Below are 21,521 nucleotides of genomic sequence, written 5' to 3' on the forward strand. Positions count from 1 at the left end.
GTGATCACGCTGCTGGACCTCCAGTCACTGCGGTCATTTGACGGCTCCACTGGTGATTCCGGACACGATCTTTCGCTGGCCGACGACGAACACGGCGACCATCGGCAGGCTCATCACCACGACGTACGCGAAGACGAGATGCCAGTTGTTGAGGTAGAGCTGGGCGCTGGCGACCTGGTAGAGGTTCAGTGGGAGGGTGGCCCGCTCGCCGCCGCCCAGGACGAAGAAGGCGTAGAAGACGTCGCTCCAGGCGTAGAGCATCACCATGATCGTCGCGGTGGCGATCACCGGCCGGAGCAGTGGCAGTACGATCCTGCGGAAGATCCGCCAGGGTGTCGCGCCGTCGATCCGGGCCGCCTCCTCCAGCTCCATGGGGATGGCGCGGATGAAGCCGGTCATGAAGAAGATCGACGTGGACAGATACATGCCGGTGTAGACGGCGATCATGCCGGGCCGGCTGCCCGCGAGGCCGAGCTGGCGCAGCTCCATCACGATGGTGATGACCGCGGGCGGCAGCAGCAGTCCGCTGATGCACAGCGCGTACGCCGTCGACACCAGCTTGGACTTGCGACGCGCGAAGACCCAGGCCGCGCCCGCCCCGAGGAGCAGCACGAGGACGACCGAAGGCACCACGACCAGCAGGGAGTTGAGGAAGCCGCGCAGCATCTCGCCCTGCCCCACGGCGTCCGCGTAGTTGCCGCCGGGCTGCCAGTGCCGGGGCAGGTCCAGGTTCGGCTTGATGGACTCCGCCTGGGGCTTGGCCGAGGTGACGGCGACCAGCCAGAGCGGTACGCCGACGGCCAGGCCGGCCAGCAGCAGGACGAGGGCGGGGCGGCCGTACCGCCAGGCGACGGTGGCGCTCACAGCAGCTGCTCCCTTCGCCTCAGGCCGACGACCAGCGGAATCGCCACGGCGACCACGACCAGGAACAGGACCAGGCTCATCGCGGACGCCTGGGCGTACAGGCCCTGTCCGAAGACCCGGAACATGTAGATGTTGAACACCTCCGTGGCGGCGGCCGGTCCACCGCCCGTGGTGGCCTGCACGATGTCGAAGGTGTTCATCGAGCCGATCAGCGCGGTGGTGACGTTGAAGGTGACGGCCGGTGCGAGCATCGGCCAGCGCACCGACCAGAAGGTCCGCCAGGGCCCGGCGCCGTCCATCCGCGCCGCCTCCAGCATGTCGCCGGGGATGCCCTTGAGCCCGGCCAGATAGATCAGCATCGACAGGCCCATCCACTTCCAGCCGTGGATCAGGGTGACCACCACCAGCGTCCACGTCGTCGAGCCCAGCCACGGGATGTCCGTGCCGAGCACCGAGTTGAGGGCACCGTCCTGATCGAGCAGGGCCTGGAACACATAGCCGGTCGCGAGCGCCGAGATCAGCACCGGCAGGAAGAACACGGCACGGAAGAACCGGTTGAAGCGGGAGTCGGACTCCAGCAGCAGCGCCAGCACCAGCCCGAAGCCGTTCTGGAACAGCGCCGCCAGCAGCGCGTACAGCAGCGTCGTACGGATGGCGCGCAGCAGTGAGCCGTCGTCGGCGACGGTGCGGAAGTTGTCCAGGCCGGTGAACGCGATGTCCGCGTGGTACGAGGACCAGTTGGTGAACGGGTAGTAGAAGTTGAGCAGGTTGGGCAGCAGGAAGAACCCCGCGAAGACGACCAGCGCGGGCAGCGCGAACCACCAGGGGTGGTGCACGGCCGCGCGCGGCAGCCGTCCCACGCCCTTGGGCGCGCCCTGCGCGGAGGTCTGCTCGCGCGTGTGTACGACAGTGTCCGCCATCGCTAGAACCCGGGCGCGCCCTGGGCCTTGGCCACCTGCGCGAACTGGTCCTGGATGGCCTGGGCGGCCTGCTGGGCGTCCTTCTTGCCGTAGATCATGTCGGCGAGGTAGAGGTGGGTGTCGGGGGCGACGATCGCCTTGGCCTGGAAGACTCCGATGGCGGTGGACAGGGCGTCGACCTGGGCCGTGGCGGTCTGCGGCAGTCCGCCGGGGGTGGGCACGGACGGCTGCACGGACGGGATCTTCATCGCCTTGATGTAGTCGGCGTAGCCGGGCCCGAGCCAGAAGGCCAGGAACTGCCGGGCCGCGTTCTGCCGCTTGTCGTCACCGGTCTTGAAGGCGACCACACCGTTGGTCTGGTCGGGGGAGTACAGGCCGGTGGCGGAGGAGTTGGCGACCGGGAACCAGCCGATCTTCTCGTCGATCTCGGCGGTGGAGTACTTGGCCTGCAGCTGGCTCTGGAAGGACGTGACGTTGAGGACCATGCCGACGTCGCCCTTCCACAGCGCGTCGGCCTGTCCGGTGAAGGTGCCGGTGCGGTAGTTCTTCTGCGCCAGTCCGGCGTCGAGCAGCTTCTCCTTGTACTTCTTGATCGCGCCGACGACGACCGGGTCGGTCCATTTCTCCCGGTTCTTGTTGAGCCCGTCCCACCACGCCTTGTCGAGGTCGGTGAGCTGGAGCTGCATCTGCCACTGCAGGGGCCACTTGTCGCCGCCGGCCTCGTAGAGTGCGGCGGCGTCCGTGTCGTCGACGACCTTGTGGCCGAGGGCGAGCAACTCGTCGTAGGACTTGGGGAAGTCCTTCTCGCTCAGCCCGGCCTGCTCGAAGACGTCCTTGTTGTAGTAGACGCCGAGCATGGCGGGGCTGGTGACGATCGCCGCGTACCGCTTGCCGTCGATGACACCGAGCGACTTCTCGGTGTCGCCGAGCCGGGAGACCCAGTCCTCCCTGTCGAGGGTGAGGAGGTTCTGCTGCGGCTGGACGAACGGCAGGGTGGAGATCGACGGCTGCCAGAACATCAGGTCGGGGCGGTCGCCGGAGGCGAGCTTGGTCGGCACGTTCTGCTCGTACAGGTCCGGGATCGCCTGGGTCCGCACCGTCGCGCCGGTGGCCTTCTCGAAGGCGTCGATGACCTGCTTGGGCGCGTTGACCGTGTTCTGCGCGGTCCACATCGTCAGCTTCACGCCGTCCAGGCGGGCGGTCGGATTCACCGCCGGCTGCCCGGTGTCGGACGTGGAGTCCGCGGCCGTGGGGTCGCTGCACGCGGCAGCGGCCAGACCGAGCGCGCCTATCAGTGCCAGTGCGGGGAGTGCTCTTCTCTTCATCACGTGCCTTTCGGAGCAGGTGGTTCAGGAAGCCGGACTCACAACGGCCTTGTGTTCAGGGCGGGTTCAAGCAGGCGGCGGCCCCGAGCTCTCCCGCACCACCAGCTCCGGTACGGACACGGGGTGCGGGGCGACCTGCGCGGCCTCCTCCAGCACCCCGTGCAGCAGGGCGAACGCGGCCCTGCCCAGGCCGGTGAAGTCCAGGCGTACGGTCGTCAGGGACGGGGTCAGATAGGCGGAGTGCGGGGCGTCGTCGAACCCGGCCACGCTGACCTCGCCGGGCACCGGGCGGCCGGACTCGTGCAGGGCGCGCAGCACCCCGAGCGCGAGGTCGTCGTTGCCGCACAGGATCGCCGTGACGGCCGGGTCCCGCGCCAGCTTCCGGCCCGCCGCATGGCCGCCCGCGGGGCCCCAACTCCCCTGCACCGGGCGGGGTTCGGGCGCCCCGGCCTCGCGCAGTGCCTGCCGCCAGCCGCCGGTACGGGCGCTGGTGCGGCGGGTGCTGGACGGGATGGCGACGTAGTGCACCGTCTCGTGGCCCAGCGAGAGCAGATGGCGGGTCGCCCGGTAGGCGGCCTCCCGGTCGTCGGCCCACACCCAGGGGCGGTCCCCGCCGGGCGGGCTCGCCGGGGTCTCGACCACGCCGACGACCGGGAGCTCGGCCGGGATGGCGCCGAGCGCCGCGACACCGGCCGGATCGTACGCGATCACGATCAGCCCGCCGCCCGCGTCCGCCGCCCGCCGCACCTCGGCGGCGACCGCGCCCTGGTCGGCCGATTCCAGTACGCCGATCCCGACCGCGTAGGACGCCGCGCGGGCCGCCTCCTCGACGCCCTGGAGGATGGAGGCGTAGCCGTAGTGGGTGGTGTTCGCGGTCAGCACGGTCACGGCCCTGGAGCGGCCGCTGGCCAGGGCGAGCGCGGTGGCGTTGCGCCTGAAGCCCAGCTCGTCGATGGCGGCGAGCACACGGTCCCGGGTGGTGGGCTTGACGCTGGGATGGCCGTTGATCACCCGGGAGACGGTCTGGTACGAGACGCCGGCGGCGGTCGCGACGTCCCTGATGCTCGCCGGGCGCCTTGTGTGACCGGTCACATTCATGCCAGGATTGTGACCGGTCACACAGGGGCCGTCAAGAGACCGTAACGAGGGATTCACGCGACTGCCTCCGGCGGTACGGGCAGGGCGGGGTCGGGAGGGGAGACACCTTGACCGGTACGCCGGATGTCGCGCAGGAGGACTCCAACCGCCCGCACGACGGCTTCAGTTGGGGTCACTCGATGCTGCGGGCCGAGTTCGCCTTCGCCCCTGACGACACCCTGCGGCTGGTCGGACTGGACCGCCCGGGGGCGATGCGGGCCGCCGATCCGGAATCCGCCCTCCCCCTCGTCGAGCTGACCGCCCTCGGGCACGGCAGCGGCTGGTCCGGCCCGCGCTTCACCGGCACGGCCCTCGGTAGCCGGCTGAAGTACCGCCGCCATCGCACCGGCAGGCGCGGCGACTGGAGGTGGCTGCACGTCGAACTCCACGACCCGGCCACGGGGTTGACGGCGTTCGTCGAGCTGACGTCCCCCGCCGGACTGCCGGTGCTGCGCTCCCGCGTCCGGCTGCGCAACGACGGCCCCGAGCCCCTCGTCGTCCAGTCCGTCAGCAGTCTGCTGGTCGCCGGCCTGCCGGCACCGGACGCCCTCGACGTGCGCCGGGCCCGCAACGACTGGCTGGCGGAGTGCCGTTGGTACACCGAACCGCTGCGCGACACCGTCGCCGACATCGACGTCGACGCCCACCAGCACGACAGCCGCGCCGCCCTCGTCCTCGCCGGGCGCGGCAGCTGGCCCACCGACGGCCATCTGCCCATGGGGGCGCTGACGGAGCGGGGGAGCGGCCGGACCTGGCTGTGGCAGATCGAGTCCCCGGCCGGCTGGCGCTGGGACCTGGGCCAGAGCGCGCGCGGCACGTACCTCGCGCTGAACGGCGCCACGGACGCCGAGCACCAGTGGCGGATCCGGCTCGCCGCCGGCGAGGAGTTCACCACCGTGCCGGGGACGTTGGCCCTCGGCACCGGGTTCGACGCGGCCATGGGCGCCCTGACCTCGTACCGCCGTGCCGTGCGCCGCCCGCACGCGGACCACACCGCGCTCCCGGTGGTCTTCAACGACTACATGAACACGCTCATGGGCGACCCCACGACACAGAAGCTGCTGCCCCTGATCGACGCGGCCGCGGAGGTGGGCGCCGAGTACTTCTGCATCGACGCCGGCTGGTACGACGACTCGTCGGACGGCGGCTGGTGGGACGGCGTCGGCGAGTGGCGGCCCGCCGCGCGCCGCTTCCCCGCCGGCGGCCTCCGGGCGGTGCTGGACCGGATCCGCGAGCGCGGCATGGTGCCCGGGCTGTGGCTGGAGCCGGAGGTCGTCGGCGTACGCAGCCCCGTCGCCGCCGCGCTCCCGCCGGACGCCTTCTTCCAGCGCGACGGCATACGCCTCACCGAGCAGGGCCGCCACCAGCTCGACCTGCGCCATCCGGCCGCCCGGGCGCACCTCGACAAGACGGTGGACCGGATCGTCGGCGAGTGGGGCGTGGGCTATCTCAAGCTGGACTACAACATCGTGATCGACCCGGGCACCGTCGCCCCCGGCGACCTCGCACCGGGCGCCGGACTGCTCGGCCACGCCCAGGCCTACCTCGACTGGCTCTCGGAGGTGCTCGACCGGCATCCGCACCTCGTGATCGAGAACTGCGCCTCGGGCGGCATGCGCATGGACGGAGCCACGCTGTCCGTCGCCCAGCTCCAGTCCACCAGCGACCAGCAGGCCCCGCTGAGCTACCCGCCGATCGCCGCCGCCGCGCCGACCGCCGTACCGCCCGAACAGGGCGCCGTCTGGGCCTACCCGCAGCCCGGCCACGACGACGACCTGATCGCCTTCACCCTGGGCGGGGCACTGCTCGGCCGGATCCATCTGTCCGGCCACCTGGACCGCATGACGCGGCACCAACTCGCCCTCGTGAGCGACGCGCTGACCACGTACAAGACGATCCGCCGGGACCTGGCGCGGGCGCTGCCGTTCTGGCCGCTGGACCTGCCCGGCTGGACCGACCCATGGCTCGCCCTGGGGATGCGCTCGCCCGACGAGCGCACGACGTACGTCTCGCTCTGGCGCCGTGGCGGCGAGCCGGTACTACGGTTGCCGGTGGACCACCTGACCGGTCGCGAAGTCCACACGGAGATCCTGCACCCCTGCGCCGCGCCGGCCGACGCGGCGGTCTGGGACGGGGACGCGCTGCGGGTGACGCTGCCGCACACGCCCGGCGTCCTGCTGGTCCGGCTCACGGCGGGCGGCTGAGCACGCCGGCCCTGGACGGCACATGTCCGGCAAGACAACGGAGCGATAACAGAAGGCAACTGATAGAGGCCTGGCGAGGTCTAGTCCGCCATGAAGATCTCTTTCCTGCTGCACAACGCCTACGGGATCGGAGGCACGATCACCACCACGTTCAACCTGGCCCAGGCACTCGCCGAGCGGCACGAGGTGGAGATCGTCTCCGCCCTGCGGCACCGGGAACACCCGAACTTCACCCTGGACCCGAGAGTGTCCCTGCGGCCGCTGGTGGACCTGCGGCAGGAGAAGGAACATCCACTGCATCTCAGACCGGCGCGCGTGTTCCCCGCCGCCGAATACCGCTACCGGCAGTACAGCGAGCTGACCGACCAGCGGATCGGCGAAGCCCTGGCGGCGACCGACGCCGACGTCGTCATCGGCACCCGGCCGGGGCTCAACGTGCACCTCGCCCTCCAGGCACCGGAGCACGTCGTCCGCATCGGCCAGGAGCACCTCACCCTCGACAACCACTCGCCCCGCCTGCGCACCGCACTGCGCCGCGCCTACCGCCGACTCGACGCGCTCACCACCGTCACGGAGGCCGACGCCGCCGCCTACCGGCGCAAGATGCGGCTGCCCGGAGTCCGGGTGGAGGCCCTCCCGAACAGCGTCCCCGATCCGGTGCTGCCCCCGGCGGACGGTGCCGCGAAGGTGGTGGTCGCGGCCGGCCGGCTGGTCCCCGTCAAGCGCTACGACCTCCTCATCGAGGCCTTCGCCCCGGTCGCCGCCGCACACCCGGACTGGCAACTGCGCATCTACGGCAAGGGCGAGGAACACGAACGGCTGCGGGAGCTGATCCACCGCCTCGGTCTGTACGACAACGCCTTCCTGATGGGCGCCGCGGCCCCCATGGAGGCGGAGTGGGTCAAGGGCTCGATCGGCGCGACCGCGGCCAACTTCGAGCCGTTCGGCATGACCATCGTCGAGGCGATGAGCTGCGGACTGCCCGTCGTGAGCACCGACTGCCCGTACGGGCCCGGCGAGATCATCGAGGACGGCGTCGACGGCCGGCTGGTACCGGTCGGGGACCGCGAGGCCATGAGCGCCGCGCTGCTGGAACTCGTCGGCGACGAGGAGCGCCGCCGTCGGATGGGGCGCACGGCACTGGAGAACGCGCGACGGTACTCCCCGGGCCCGGTCGTCGAGCAGGCCGAGCGCCTGATCGACGAGGTGAGGGCCGGGCGGAGCACCGGGCGACCGGCCTCACCGGAACCCGGCCGAATACAACACGCTCTGGTCAGCCAGGGCTTCGCCGCACGCGACGCCGCGTACACCGTGGCCTCGGGCGCGCTGCGCGCGGTACGGAGGGGACGCCGATGAACACGAAACCCGGTACGACAGGTGCCGGCGGCCCGCGCGCCGACTGCACGGCCGACGCGGACGGCCGGATCACCTTCACCCTCGAGGCGCCCGCGACCGCCGCCCGCCTGCTGTTGAGGCTGCGCCCCAAGAAGGGACAGCCCGAGAAGGTCCTGCACACACTCGACCTGGAACCCGCGGCGGACGGCCGCCTCCGGGCCGTCCTGGAGCACGAGCCCGTACTCGCCGAGGGCCGTTGGGACATGTACCTGATCCCCGAACCGGGCGCGCCCCGCCGGCGACTGCGCCCCGGTCTGCGTGACCTGCGGGCCCTCGTCGACGGCCACCGACGGGACCGGCCCTCGCCGGTCGCCGTGCGGATCCCGTACGCCACCAAGGACGGCTACCTCGCGACGCGGGCCTGGCTGCGCACCGCCCACGCGGAGGTCGCGGGCATCGATGTCACGGACCGCACGATGACGGTCAGGGCACGGCTGCACGGCACCTCGTTCAGCGGGGGAGCCACCGTGCGCCTGCGGCTGCGCGGCGGTGGCGGCACCGTGCGGACCCTGGTGCCGCGCGTCGAGGACGACGGCCGGGGGTTCTCGTTCACCGTGGAGTACGGGGAGCTGGTGGCCGACGACGCCGGAAACCGGGTCTGGGACCTGTCCGTCCGGGCCGGATCGGCCGAAGGGACGGCTCCGGTCCGGATCGGCCGTCTCCTCGACGACGTGGCGGACCGCAAGGAGGTCTTCGTCTTCCCGGAGGCCGTGGTCGGCGGCGCGGTCGTACGCCCCTATTACACGGTCGACAACGATCTCTCCGTACTTGCGGACAGAACCTGACCGCAAGTGTTCCTACGGTCGTTCCATGACGCAGACACAGCAAGCACAGAAGATCCTTGTCACCGGAGCCACCGGAACCGTCGGCCGCCAGGTCGTGGCCGAGCTGCTCGCCCGAGGCCACGCGGTCCGCGCCCTCACCCGGGATCCGGCGAAGGCCGACTTCCCGCCCGGCGTCGAGGTGGTCCGGGGCGACCTGACCGAGCCCGACAGCCTGGTCCCGGCCCTGGAGGGTGTCACCGGCGTCCACCTGATCACCTTCGGCGGGGCCTACTTCGCCCCGCTGGAGACCGGCCCGCGCATCCTGGAGCTGGCCCACGCGGCCGGGGTGCGCCGGGTCACCGTGCTGCACGGTGGCGGGGGGACCCCGCTGGAGGACGCGGTGCGGGCGGACGACGGGGTGGACTGGACGGTGGTCATGCCGGTCGAGTTCATGGGCAACGCCCTGGAGTGGGCGGACGGGATCGTGACCTCGGGCGAGGTGCGCGAGCCGTTCGTCTCCCGGCTGAGCGCCATGGTCCACGAGGGCGACATCGGCGCCGTCGCGGCGGTCGCGCTCACCGAGGAGGGGCACGGCGGACAGCAGTACGTGATCACCGGGCCCGAACTGCTCACCGTCGCCGACAAGGTGGCGACGATCGCGGAGGCCCGCGGCCAGGAGATCGCCCTGGTCGAGCTGACCGAGGAGCAGGCCGTCGCGCAGTGGCGGGCGGCGGGTCACCCCGAGGACGTGATCGGGTTCCTGCTGGAGGCGTACGGCAACACACCGGAGATCGGCCGCACGGTCGTCGACACCGTCGAGAAGGTCACCGGCAGGCCCGCCCGCGCCTTCGGCCAGTGGGCCGCGGAGCACGCGGCCGCGTTCAAGGCGGGCTAGCACCACCGCTCCGCCGTGTCGTGGACGTCCTGTGCGTGCGACTCGCACGAACAGGACGTCCGCGCCGGCGGAGGGGGGCGCTCGAAATGGCCAAATCGGGGCCGGAAGTCGTCTAGACCTCTCAGGAGCCTTGAACCGGCAGGTCCGGGTCTGCTTGGGTGACGGACCGATGGCCGCCGTCCGGCGGCGTATAGGGGGAACGGTTTCTGTGCGGGGCCGGCGACGGGGGCGTGCATGCGCTGGGACTCCGACTCGCGGTTGAGCGGGCGGGGCAGGCTGTTGCGGCCGCACATCACTCTCACCCTTCATGCAGACCAGGGGAAGGTGCATGAGGCATTTCCGGCTGCTCGTCCTGGGCAACGGCATCTCGGCGTACGGCAGTTACCTGAACATGGTGGCGCTGAACGTCTTCGTCTACGACGCCACGGGCAGCGCACTGGCCGCCGGGCTCTTCATGGCCGTACGGCTGGCGACGAGCGTCGTGTCGGGCTGGGTGAGCGGCCGGCTGGTCTCGGCCCATGACCGCAAGCGGCTGATGGTCGGTGCCGACCTGTGCCAGGCCGCGGCGCTGCTGACGCTGCTGCTGGCGCCGGACGGCATGCGCACGGGCCTGCTCTACGCCCTCGCCGTGGTCACCGGCGGCTGCTCGACGCTGTCCCAGGTGGCCCTGCGCAGCAGCATCCCGGAGATCGTGGGGGCGGAGCACCGCGTGCGGGCCAACGGGCTGCTGGTGACGGGGCGTTCGCTGGCCATGATCGCCGGGTTCGCCTCGTCGGGCCTGGTGGTGGCGCAGCTCGGGTACTCCGCCGCGTTCGCGCTGGACGCCGCGACCTTCCTGGTCTCCGCGACGGTGCTGTTCCTGCTGCCCGTGCGCACCAAGGCGGCCGCCGCCGACGGAGGTCCGGCCGAGACGTCCGGTGCCGTGCGCTGGACCGCGCGGATGCTGCTGGGCACCGCGCCGGTGCTGATGGCGATGATCGCGGTTCGCGCCGTGGACGGGCTGGGCTCCTCGTCCCACAACGTCGCCCTGCCGATCTACTCCAGCAGCCTGGATCCCGACCATCCGGCCACGTTCATCAGCCAGTTCTGGGCCACATGGGCCATCGGCAACATCGTCGCCCAGCAGGTGATCGGCCGTGTCACCAAGAAGACCGGGCGGACGCCGGGGGAGCGGGCCTTCGCGCTCGGCGCCTGTGTGATGTCGGCGGGGTTCATCGTGGTGTTCTGCGGACTGCCCACCGCGCCCGCCGTCCTCGCCGCGCTCGTCGCCGGAGCCGCCGACGGATTCACCGAGATCGTCTACGTGTCGCGGCTCCAGACCGCCCCCGACGACCAGCGCGGCCGCCTGTTCGGGCTCTCCGCCTCGGCCGAGAACACCGGCTTCGGCCTCGGCATGCTCGTCAGCGGCGCCCTGCTGGAGAAGTTCTCCCCGCTGCACGTGGTGGCCGCCTTCCACGGCCTGGCGATCGCCCTGTGCCTGGCCCTGCTGCTGTCCCTCCTCAGACGGGGCGGCGCGCGCGGCCCCGGCGCCGAGGAGAGGGCCGACCGTGACACATCGACAGTGGTCAAGGGACGCGGCTGATGACGACGAGCGAACCCGACCCGCGGATGGCCGTCATCGGCATGGCCTTCCGGCTGCCCGGCGCCGACACCCCCGAGACGTTCTGGCGCCTCATCCATGACGGCACGGACACCATCACGCGCTTCACCCAGGAGGAGCTGGCCGCCGCCGGTGTCCCCGCCGAGGAGTACCGGGCACCGGACTTCGTCGGCGCCTCCGGGGTACTGGACGACATCGCCGGCTTCGACGCCCAGCACTTCGCCATGAGCGCCCGCGAGGCCCGCCTCACCGACCCCCAGCACCGCATGTTCCTGGAGTGCGCCCAGCACGCCCTGGAGAACGCCGGCCGTCCCGGCGAACGCGACGGCACCCGCGTCGGCGTCTTCGCCAGCACCGGCTACCACCTGTACACCCTCCAGAACTACCTCCTCAACAACGTCCTGCCCACCGAGCCCGTCACCGACTGGATGGCGGGCATGCAGATCACCGTCGGCAACCACAGCGACTTCACCGCCACCCGCGTCGCCTACCGGCTCGGCCTGACCGGACCGGCCGTCAACGTCCAGACCGGCTGCTCCAGTTCGCTCGTCGCCGTGCAGTGCGCCGCCCAGTCCCTGCTCCTGGGCGACTGCGACATCGCCCTCGTCGGCGCCACCGCCGTCCATGTGCCGCAGGTCCTGGGCTACCGGTACGTCAAGGGCTCGATCCTCTCCAGGTCCGGCCGGCTCAGGGCCTTCGACGCGGGTGCCGACGGCACCGTGGGAGGGACGGGCGTCCTGGCCGTCGTACTGAAGCGGCTGACCCGGGCCGAAGCCGACGGCGACACGATCCACGGTGTCATCCGCGGCTGGGGCATCGGCAACGACGGAGCCGACAAGAAGGCCTTCACCGCCCCCAGCGCCCGGGGCCAGCGCACGGCCATCCGCCAGGCCCTGCGGCGCGCCGGCGTCGGCGCGGACACCATCGGCTACCTGGAGACCCACGGCACCGGCACGCTCAAGGGCGACCCCATCGAGTTCGACGGCGCCGCCCGCGCCTACCGCGAGGACACCGACCGCACCGGCTACTGCGCCCTCGGCTCCACCAAGGCCAACATCGGCCATCTCGACGCCGCCTCGGGGCTCGCCGGACTCGTCAAGACCCTGCTGGTGCTGCGACACGGCGTCATCCCGCCGATGGCGAACTTCAGCGAACCCAACCCCGCCCTCGACCTCGACCGAAGCCCCTTCTACATCCCCCGGACCGCCCGGCCGTGGCCCGACGGCGACGTGCCCCGCCGCGCGGGCCTCACCTCACTCGGCGTCGGCGGCACCAACGTCCACCTGATCCTGGAACAGGCCCCGGCCCCCACGCCCCGCACCGACGCCGCCGCCCCTCCGGACGTGCTGCTGGTCTCCGCGAGCAGCGAGGGCGCCCTGACGGACAACGCCCGGGCCCTGCGCGACCGGTTGCGGCAGCCCCCCGCACCGCACCCGGCGGACCTCGTCACCACCGCGGCCCTCGGCCGCACCCACGGCCGCCACCGGCTCGCGGTCCGCGGCGCCACCCCGGCCGCCCTCGCCGACGCCCTGGACGCCTGGCTCGCCGGAACCGCGGCCGGGACCACGGGGGAGGCACCGGGGGAGGGGCACGCGCGCGTGGCGTTCCAGTTCACCGGGCAGGGCAGCCAGTACCCGGGCATGGCCGCCGCCCTGTACGAGCGCTTTCCCGTCGTACGCGACGTGCTCGACACCTGCGAGCGGCACCACCGCGACCTCACCGGGGACCCGCTGTTCACCGACGACGGCGCACTCCAGGACACCGCCACCGCGCAACCCGCGCTGTTCGCCCTCCAGTGCGCCCTCGTCCGGCTCTGGCACGAGACCGGCGTCGAACCGCACGCCGTCACCGGGCACAGCGTCGGCGAGTACGCCGCGCTGTACGCCGCCGGAGCCCTGTCCCTCGACGACGGACTGCGCCTCACCACCGAGCGCGGCCGGCTGATGCGGGAGCGCTGCGCACCCGGCGCCATGGTGGCGGCGGCGCTCGACCGCGAGGCCGCCCTCGCCCTGGCCGCCGAGGTGCCCGGCCTGGAACCGGCCGTGACCAACGGCGACCGCGCCCAGGTGCTGGCCGGGACGGTCGAGGCCGTGGACCGGGCGTGCGCCCTGCTGGACGACCGCGGCACACCGGGGCGGCGGCTGCCGGTGACCCGCGCCTTCCACACCGCGCTGATGGAACCGATGCTGGAGGAGTTCCGGAAGGTCCTCTCCGACGTGTCCTTCCGGCCGGTGCGCGTCCCGTTCGTCAGCGCGCTGGACGGCGTGACCCGCCCGCCCGGCTGGAGCCCGGATGCCGACCATCTCGTCCGGCACACCCGTGAGCCCGTCCGCTTCGACCGGGCGCTCGGCGCCATCGGGGCCCAACAGCCCGCCGTACTGCTGGAGATCGGACCGCACAGCACCCTCAGCGCACTGGCCCGCCGGGCGCTGCCCGCCGTCACGTCGCTGCCGTCCCTGCGCCGCGGCACCGGACTCGGCTCCCTCTGGGGCGCCGCCGCGGGCCTGCACTGTGCGGGGGCGGACGTCGACTGGCGGGTACTCCTGGCCGGCAGCGGGGGCCGGCGCATCCCCCTGCCCGGATACCGGTTCCAGCACAAGGACCACTGGACGGGGCCGCGGTTGACGGCCCTGAGCACCAGAACAGCAGCGAGAAAGGGAGCCGAAGTGGTTCAGCAAGACGCAGCGGTCGCTCACGTACTCCACAGCATCGTCGAGACGACCTCCCGGCACCTCGGCGAGGATCCGTCGGCGATCGTCGCCGACGCGTCCTTCTTCGACCTCGGCGCCGACTCGCTGCAGATGATCAGCGTGCTGCGGGAACTGGAGCAGGAGCACCGGGTCAAGGTGACGATGCGGCAGCTCTTCGAGGAGACGGGTACGCCGCGGCGGCTCGCGGAGTTCATCGTGGCGCGGATGCCGGCGGCGCCGTCGGAGCAGGAGGCACCGCCGCCGCCCGCGCCACCGGAGCCCGCACCCGCACCCGCGCCCCGGCCCGCCTCCGAGTACGCCACCCGCGAGGAACTGGAGGACCTCGCCCACAAGATCCAGCAGATGTCCCGGATACAGCTCCAGATGATGAACCAGCTCTCCCAGCTGCTCGCCCTCCAGACCGCCTCCGTGACCGAGCGGCTCAACGGCCAGGTGGCCAAGTGACCGCACTGAACGGCATATCCGCCGCACTCGACCGGGACCTCGCCGCGATGACCGAGCTCTCGCAGCGCATCGCCGAGCAGATGAGCGGCGACGCTCCCGTGCCGGAGCAGCCGCCCGGCGTCCACGGCCCCCGCGTCACGCTCGCCCGGACGTCCGGCATGGTGCGGGACGCCTCCCCGCAGACCCAGCAGCGGCACCTGGCCGACCTCGTGCGCCGCTACACCGCCAGGACCCCGACCTCGAAACGCATCGCCCAGCGCTATCGCCGCGTCCTGGCCGACAGCCGTGCCGTCGTCGGCTTCCGCAGCGGCACGAAGGAGATGCTGTACCCCATCGCGGGCCGCCGGGCGAGCGGGGCGCGGCTGGAGGACGTGGACGGCAACGAGTACGTCGACATCACCATGGGCTTCGGCGTCCTCCTCTTCGGCCATGAGCCGGACTTCGTCACCGAGGCCGTCCGCGAACACCTGTCCCGCGGCATCCAGCTCGGCCCGCGCAACGTCGAGACCGGCGAGGCCGCCGAACTCCTCGCCGAACTCACGGGCCTGGAACGGGTCGCCTTCGCCAACTCGGGCACGGAGGCCAACTCCGCCGCCATCCGCCTCGCCCGCGCCGCCACCGGCCGCGACAAGATCGTCACCTTCCTGGGCGCCTACCACGGCCACGCCGACAATGTCCTCGGCCGCCCCTCCGGCACCGGCGCCGACCAGCTCACCGTGCCGGTCTCCCGGGGCATCCCACAGGCCGCCGTCTCCGATCTGCTGGTGCTCGACTACGGCAGCGACACCGCCCTGGAGACCATCGAACGGCAAGCCGGCGACATAGCCGCCGTCGTCGTGGAGCCGGTGCAGAGCAGGCACCCCGCCCTGCAGCCCGTCGAGTTCGTACGCAAGCTGCGGGAGCTGACCCGCCGGCACGGCATCGTCCTGCTCTTCGACGAGATGCTGACCGGCTTCCGCCCCGCCCCGCGCGGCGCACAGGAGCTGTACGGCGTCACCCCCGACCTCGCCACCTACGGCAAGCTCCTCGGCGGCGGCTTCCCCATCGGCGCCGTCGCCGGCCGCGCCGACATCATGGACGGCGTCGACGGCGGCCACTGGTCCTACGGCGACGACAGCTACCCGCCCGCCGACACCACCTTCTTCGGCGGTACGTACATCCAGCACCCGGTGTCCATGGTCGCGGCCCGCGCCGTACTGACCCACCTCAAGGAGCACAGCCCGCACCTGCAGGAGCGGCTCAACGCGCGCACCGCCGAACTGGCCACGACGCTCAACGGGTTCTTCGAGGACGAGGAGTACCCGCTGCGGATCAGCCACTTCGGCTCCCAGTTCCGCTTCGAGCACCGCGCCGACATGGAACTCCTCTACCACCACCTGATGCTGCGCGGCGTGCACGTCTGGGAGTGGCGCAACTTCTTCCTGTCCACCGCCCACTCCGACGGCGACGTCGAGTTCGTCGCGGACGCCGTACGGGATTCACTGCGCGAGCTGCGTTCGGCGGGCTTCTTCCCGAGTACCCGGCCCGTGGCACCGAAGCCCTCCCCACCACGGCCTGAACCGCCCGCGCCGACGCCCACCCCGGTGGCCTCCATGGCCTGGAACGCGGCGGCCGTCACCGGATCCCGCACGGCACCACCGGCGAGCGAACCCACGGCACGCACCACCGACTTCAGCGTCTACTTCTTCGGCGACTACCCACAGGACGCCGCCACGCCCCGGCGCGGCCAGTACGAACTCCTCATGGAGACCGCCCGGTTCGCCGACCGGCACGGCTTTCACGCGCTGTGGATGCCCGAGCGGCACTTCCACTCCTTCGGCGGCCTCTTCCCCAACCCGGCGGTACTCGCCGCCGCCCTGTCCCGCGAGACCGAGCGGATCCGGCTGAACGCGGGCTCAGTCGTCCTGCCCCTCCACGACCCCATCCGGGTCGCCGAGGAGTGGTCGATGGTCGACAACCTCTCCGGCGGGCGCGTGGGCATCGGTGTCGCGAGTGGCTGGAGCGCCAGGGACTTCGTCCTCTTCCCCGAGCGTTTCGGCCGGCACAAGGAGCTGATGTACGAACAGCTCGAAGAGGTACGCAAGTTGTGGCGCGGGGACGCCCTGCGCCGGGCCGGCGGCGACGGCGAGGCCGAGGTGCGGCTCTTCCCACGGCCGGTGCAGGACGCCCCGCCGCTGTACACCGCGGTGGTCGGCAACCCCGCCTCCTACGCCCGCGCCGCCCGCCATGACCTGGGGATCGTCACCAACCTGATGACCCAGAGCGTCGAACAGCTCCGCGAGAACATCGCCCTGTACCGCCGCACCCGGGCCGAGCACGGCCTGGACCCGGACGCCGGGCGCGTGGCCGTCCTGCTGCACACCTACCTCGCGGACGACCACGACGCCGCGAGGACCGAGGCGTACGAACCGCTGTCCCGCTACATGCGCGCGTCCATGTCCGTCTTCAGCGGCGTCACCAACAGCCTCGGGCACCGCATCGACGTCGCCGAACTGAGCGAGGACGACCTGGACGCGGTGTTCCGTCGCGCCTACGGCCGGTACTGCGACCAGCGCGCCCTGATCGGCACGGCGGACAGCGTCCGGCCGGTGGTGGACGCGGTGACCGCGGCGGGCGCCGACGAGATCGTCGCCCTGGTCGACTTCGGCGTCGCGCAGGACGCGCTGCGCGAGGGCCTGCCGCGCCTGGACGCGTTGCGCCGCCACTACCGCCGGCCGGCCGACACCGCCCAGGCGCCGACCATCACCGAAGTCGCCCCGGCCGACGCGCCCTTGTCACCCGGCCAGGAACGGATCTGGTTCCTGGAGCGCCTGCTCCCGGGCCGTACCGCCTACAACGAGGTCAAGGCCGTCCGCCTCGACGGCCCGCTCGACGTACCGGCACTGCACGCCGCGCTGCGCGCGCTCGTCGCCCGGCACGAGGGCCTGCGCACCGTGTTCCGGGAGATCGGGGGCGAGCCACGCCAGGTGGTGCGGCCCTCCGCCGACCCGGACTTCGAGGTCGTGGACGGCACCGGCAGCCCTCGAACAGCTCTCCAGGACGTCCTGACGGCCGAGAGCGCACGCCGCTTCGACCTGGCGGACGGCCCGCTGTTCGTCACCCGGCTGGTCAGGCTCGCCGAGGCGGAGCACGTCCTCGTACTGTCCCTGCACCACATCGTGGTCGACGCGGCCTCCGCCACCGTCCTGGCCCGCGACCTGTCGGCCCTCTACCGGGCCGAGCGCGACGGAACCCCCGCCGACCTGCCCGCGCTCACCTGGACCTACGCCGACCACGCCAGGCGACAGACGGCGTCCGCGCACAGCGCCGAGGCCGACGAGGACCTGGCCTACTGGCGCCGCACCCTCGACGGCGACCTGCCCGTCCTCGCCCTGCCCACCGACCGGCCGCGCCCGGCGACGATGACCTCCAACGGCCGGGCGGTCTTCCACACCCTCGACCCCGAACTGTCCCGACGGCTGCGCGAGTTGGGCCGCACCCGCCGCGGCACCCTGTTCATGACCCTGCTCACCGGGTACGCGGCGATGCTGCACCGGGTCACCGGACAGAGCGACATCGTCGTCGGCACCCCGATCTCCGACCGGCCGGAACGGGCCGAGGACGTGCTCGGGTTCTTCGTGAACACCCTCGCCCTGCGCCTGGACCTGTCCGGCGACCCCACGTTCGCCACCCTGCTGGACCGCGTGCGCACGGTCGCCCTCGACGCCTACGACCACGCCCGTGTGCCCTTCGAGCGGGTGGTGCGGGAACTCGCCCCGCCCAGGGCGGTCGACCGGACGCCGGTGTTCCAGGCGTTCGCCGAGTTCCAGCGGGCCGAGCCGTTCCGCCTCGAGCTGCCCGGCATCGAGGCCACACCGCTGGACGCCGGGCCGGACAAGTCCCTGACGGATCTGACCGTCTACTTCACCGACCAGCCACAGGGCGTCCGCTGCCATCTGGAGTACAACACCAACCTGTTCGACCCGCCCACCGTCGACCGGTTCCTCACCACCTTCCGGGACCTGCTCACGGCCGCGGTCGAATCACCCGACACACCGCTGTCCCGGCTCGCCCCGACGGCCGCCGACGGCGACCCCGCACCGCCCGGCCGGCAGCACGGCCCGGCCCGCCCGATCGCCGAGACCACCGTCCACGAGCTCGTCGCCCGGCAGGCGGCCACGCTGCCGGACAGTACGGCGGTGATCAGCGGCGACAGGCGCCTGACGTACCGCCAACTCGACGACAGGGCCGAACGGCTGGCCGCCGCACTGCGTGAAGCGCAGCCCGCGGTCAGCGGTGAGGTCGCCCTGTGGCTGCCGCGCTCCGCCGACCTCGTCGTCGCCATGCTCGCCGTGCTCAAGGCCGGCTGCGCCTATGTGCCGCTCGATCCGTCCCTCGGCCGGGTGCGTGCCGAGCAGATCATCGCCGAGTGCGGGGCCCGGATCGTGGTGTCGACGCGGGACGAGGCGGCCGCCCTGAAGCTGCCGGCGGGCGTCACCGTCGTACCGCCCGACGCGGCCGCGCACCACCCACCGCGCGCCGCGTCACCCACCGACCACCACGCACCCTGCTGTGTCCTCTACACCTCCGGCAGCACCGGCACACCCAAGGGAGTCGTCCTCGCGCACCGCGGCGTCGTCGACCTGTGCGAGTGGCACCACCGGCGCTTCGGCTTCACCCCGGCCGACCGGAGCGCCGTCGTGTGCAGCCAGAGCTTCGACGCCTCGCTCCTGGAGATCTGGCCGGCACTGACCGCGGGAGCGTCGGTCACCATCGCCGACGAAGAGGTCCGCAGGGACCCGCTCGCGCTGGCCCGGTGGTACGCCGGGCAGGGCGTCACCTTCTCCTTCCTGCCCACGGCGCTGGGCGAACAACTGCTGCGCCTGCCGGCGGACGACCAGCCGCCGCTGCGTCATCTGCTGCTGGGCGGTGACGCACTGCGCACCAGGCCGCGCCCCGAGGCGCCGTACGAGACGGTGAACGTGTACGGCCCGACCGAGATCACCGTGCTGTGCACGACCGAGACCGTCGCCCCGCGGAGCCGGGACCTCACCCCGTCGATCGCGATCGGGCGCCCGGTCGACAACGTACGGCTGAGCGTGCTCGACGAGTCGGGCGAGCCGGTTCCGGTCGGCGCGGTGGGGGAGTTGTACGTCGGCGGACCGGGCGTGGCCCTCGGCTATCTGCACCGGCCCGAACTCGGCGCGGAGCGGTTCCTGCCGGACCCCGACGTCGGCCCGCGGGCCCGCCGGTACCGCACCGGCGATCTCGTGCGCTGGACCGGTGACGGCAAACTGGAGTTCTGCGGCCGGGCCGACGACCAGGTGAAGATCCGGGGCTTCCGGGTCGAGCCGGAGGAGGTCTCCCGCGTCCTCAACGCCCTCGACGGGGTGCGCGAGGCGGCCGTACTGGCCCGACGCAACGACCGGGACGAGGCCTACCTCGCGGCCTACGCCGTCCCCGCCGACCCCGTCGGCACGGCGCCCGACGACCGGCAGGCCCTCGCCGACCTGCTGGCCGAGGAACTGGCTGCCCGGCTGCCGGAGTACCTCGTGCCGCGCGCCTGGCGCGTCCTGCCCGCGCTGCCCACGACGGGCAACGGCAAGCTGGACCGCTCCGCGCTGCCGGCCCCCGACCTCGTCACCACGGCACCGAGCAGCAGGCCGAGCGGCGACGATCCCGCCGTGGGCGGGCGCACCGGCGTCGAGCGGCGGGTGCGGGAGCTGTGGGCGGCCGAACTCGGGATCGACGCCGACGGCATCGCGGACGACGCCTCCTTCTTCGACCTGGGCGGCCACTCGATCACCGCGATACGGCTGGTCAACCGCGTCCGCGAGGAGTTCGGCACCGAGTACCCGATGCTGGGCTTCTACCAGGACCCGACGCCGCGAGCCATGACGGCCCAACTGGCCACCGGCGCCTCCGGGGGACCCGGCACCGTCGAACGCCGGGCACCCGCCACCGCACAGCAGTCCCGCTTCGCCGACGTCCACGCCGACCACCTCCTCCCGCAGGTCTTCAACGTCGCCCTGCGGATCACCTTCTCCGGTGACCTGGACGTGGCGGCCCTGCGCACGGCCCTGAACCGGCTGGTCGAACGGCACGAGGGCCTGCGCACCCGGCTGGCCCGCAGCGGGGACGGCTGGGAGCAGCAGGTGCTGCGCGCCGGCCCGGTGGAGCTGCCCGTCGAGGACCTCACCGCACTGCGGGCCGAGGAGCGCCAGGATGCCGTGGATCGTGCCAGTTCCGAGGCCGCGGAGACACCGCTGGATCCCACCGAGGGCACCCCGATGGCGCTGCGCCTCCTGCGCACCGGCGACAGCACCTGGATCCTGCTGCTCGTCCTGCACCACTCGGCCTGCGACGGCTGGTCCGTCAGCCTGCTGCTGAAGGAACTGGCCGCGCTCTACAAGGCTGCCGCGCAGGGCGGGCCGGACACCCTGCCGCCTGTGCGCTGCCAGCCCGTGGGGTACGCCCAGTGGCAGCGGGAGCAGGCCGACGAGGCCGCCGACGGGCGGAAGCTGGAGTTCTGGCTGCGCGAGCTGGACGGCGTGCCGTTCACCGTCGAGCTGCCGCTGGACCGGCCACGGCCGAAGACCGCGAGCGGACGCGGCGGCGCCGTGATGTTCACCGTGCCGGCCGAGGTACGGGCCGGAGTCGAGCTACTGGCGCGTCGGCGAGGGACGACGCCCTTCGTGGTCACGGCCGCGGCGCTGGGACGGCTGCTCGCACGGAAGTCCGGCCAGCCCGACGTCGTGTTCAACGTCTCCTACGCCAACCGCGAGCGCCGTGCGTTCGAGTCCCTGCTGGCCTGCACGGTCACCGGCTTCGCGCTGCCGGTGCGGGACGGCGCGGCGGATTCCTTCGCCGCCCTGACGGACCAGGTCGCCCGCACGGCCGTGGCGGGCATGGACCGGGCCATGCCGGTGCGGCGGATCGCCCCGGCGATGCGCGAACGTGGCGCCGACGTACCGGACCGGCTGGACGTCGGCTTCGCCTACCAGAGCTCGCTGGAGGCGGAGGTCGAACTGCCCGGCCTGACCACGGCTGTCGAGGACCTCGCGCCCGCCGCGTCCCGGACGGAGCTGACCTTCGGGCTCGTCCCGGCCGGGGACGAACTCAAGGGCTTCGTCGAGTACTCGTCCGACCTGTGGGACCGCGCCACCATCGAGGGCTGGACCCGCGACTACGTCGCCCTCCTGAGGGAGGAGGTCGAGCCGGCCCCGGGGCAGTGAGCCTTGGTCGCGACGCCGTCCCGCGTGCCGTGCGGGACGGCGGACGCG

General features: G+C 72.4%; 11 protein-coding genes. 7 read left to right on the top strand and 4 right to left on the bottom strand.

What is annotated here, in order from left to right:
- Positions 1-33: 33 nt before the first annotated feature.
- The 4 genes from IM697_RS21155 to IM697_RS21170 all read right to left on the bottom strand — a co-directional run bounded on the left by IM697_RS21155 (position 34) and on the right by IM697_RS21170 (position 4,207).
- Positions 34-864 (bottom strand): carbohydrate ABC transporter permease, encoded by an 831-nt coding sequence (locus tag IM697_RS21155; protein WP_194049269.1) that lies wholly within the window; start codon positions 862-864, stop codon positions 34-36.
- A complete protein-coding gene (locus IM697_RS21160) occupies positions 861-1,784 on the bottom strand; it encodes a carbohydrate ABC transporter permease (protein WP_194049270.1) in 924 nt (307 codons plus the stop codon). Before IM697_RS21160 ends, IM697_RS21155 begins: the two co-directional genes overlap by 4 nt.
- A 2-nt stretch (positions 1,785-1,786) precedes the next feature.
- The gene (locus IM697_RS21165) at positions 1,787-3,109 is read right to left on the bottom strand and encodes an ABC transporter substrate-binding protein (protein ID WP_194049271.1); all 1,323 of its coding nucleotides are present in this window, start codon (positions 3,107-3,109) and stop codon (positions 1,787-1,789) included.
- 66 nt (positions 3,110-3,175) lie between these two features.
- Positions 3,176-4,207 (bottom strand): LacI family DNA-binding transcriptional regulator, encoded by a 1,032-nt coding sequence (locus IM697_RS21170; protein ID WP_194049272.1) that lies wholly within the window; start codon positions 4,205-4,207, stop codon positions 3,176-3,178.
- 107 nt (positions 4,208-4,314) lie between these two features.
- On the opposite strand from IM697_RS21170, the gene IM697_RS21175 reads away from it, so the two are divergent.
- The 7 genes from IM697_RS21175 to IM697_RS21205 all read left to right on the top strand — a co-directional run bounded on the left by IM697_RS21175 (position 4,315) and on the right by IM697_RS21205 (position 21,473).
- On the top strand, positions 4,315-6,450 hold the full coding sequence (locus tag IM697_RS21175) for an alpha-galactosidase (RefSeq protein ID WP_407699639.1): 2,136 nt from the start codon (positions 4,315-4,317) through the stop codon (positions 6,448-6,450).
- Positions 6,451-6,540: 90 nt separating this feature from the next.
- Positions 6,541-7,806 carry a glycosyltransferase family 4 protein gene (locus tag IM697_RS21180; RefSeq protein ID WP_194049273.1) on the top strand — a complete coding sequence of 422 codons (1,266 nt, stop codon included), beginning with the start codon at positions 6,541-6,543 and terminating at the stop codon, positions 7,804-7,806.
- Positions 7,803-8,630 carry a transferase gene (locus IM697_RS21185; protein WP_194049274.1) on the top strand — a complete coding sequence of 276 codons (828 nt, stop codon included), beginning with the start codon at positions 7,803-7,805 and terminating at the stop codon, positions 8,628-8,630. Before IM697_RS21180 ends, IM697_RS21185 begins: the two co-directional genes overlap by 4 nt.
- Before the next feature lie 25 nt (positions 8,631-8,655).
- Positions 8,656-9,504: an SDR family oxidoreductase gene (locus IM697_RS21190; RefSeq protein WP_194049275.1), complete on the top strand. Its 849-nt coding sequence runs from the start codon at positions 8,656-8,658 to the stop codon at positions 9,502-9,504.
- A 328-nt stretch (positions 9,505-9,832) separates the two neighbouring features.
- The gene (locus IM697_RS21195; RefSeq protein ID WP_194049276.1) at positions 9,833-11,086 is read left to right on the top strand and encodes an MFS transporter; all 1,254 of its coding nucleotides are present in this window, start codon (positions 9,833-9,835) and stop codon (positions 11,084-11,086) included.
- Entirely contained in the window at positions 11,086-14,259 is a 3,174-nt protein-coding gene (locus tag IM697_RS21200) for a type I polyketide synthase (protein ID WP_194049277.1), read from the top strand. Before IM697_RS21195 ends, IM697_RS21200 begins: the two co-directional genes overlap by 1 nt.
- Positions 14,256-21,473, top strand: coding sequence for a non-ribosomal peptide synthetase (locus tag IM697_RS21205; protein WP_228044799.1), 7,218 nt, complete (start codon positions 14,256-14,258; stop codon positions 21,471-21,473). The genes IM697_RS21200 and IM697_RS21205 overlap by 4 nt, the downstream gene beginning before the upstream one ends.
- Positions 21,474-21,521: the final 48 nt, after the last annotated feature.

The sequence above is a fragment of the Streptomyces ferrugineus genome, assembly GCF_015160855.1.
In the GTDB taxonomy this organism is placed as follows: domain Bacteria; phylum Actinomycetota; class Actinomycetes; order Streptomycetales; family Streptomycetaceae; genus Streptomyces; species Streptomyces ferrugineus.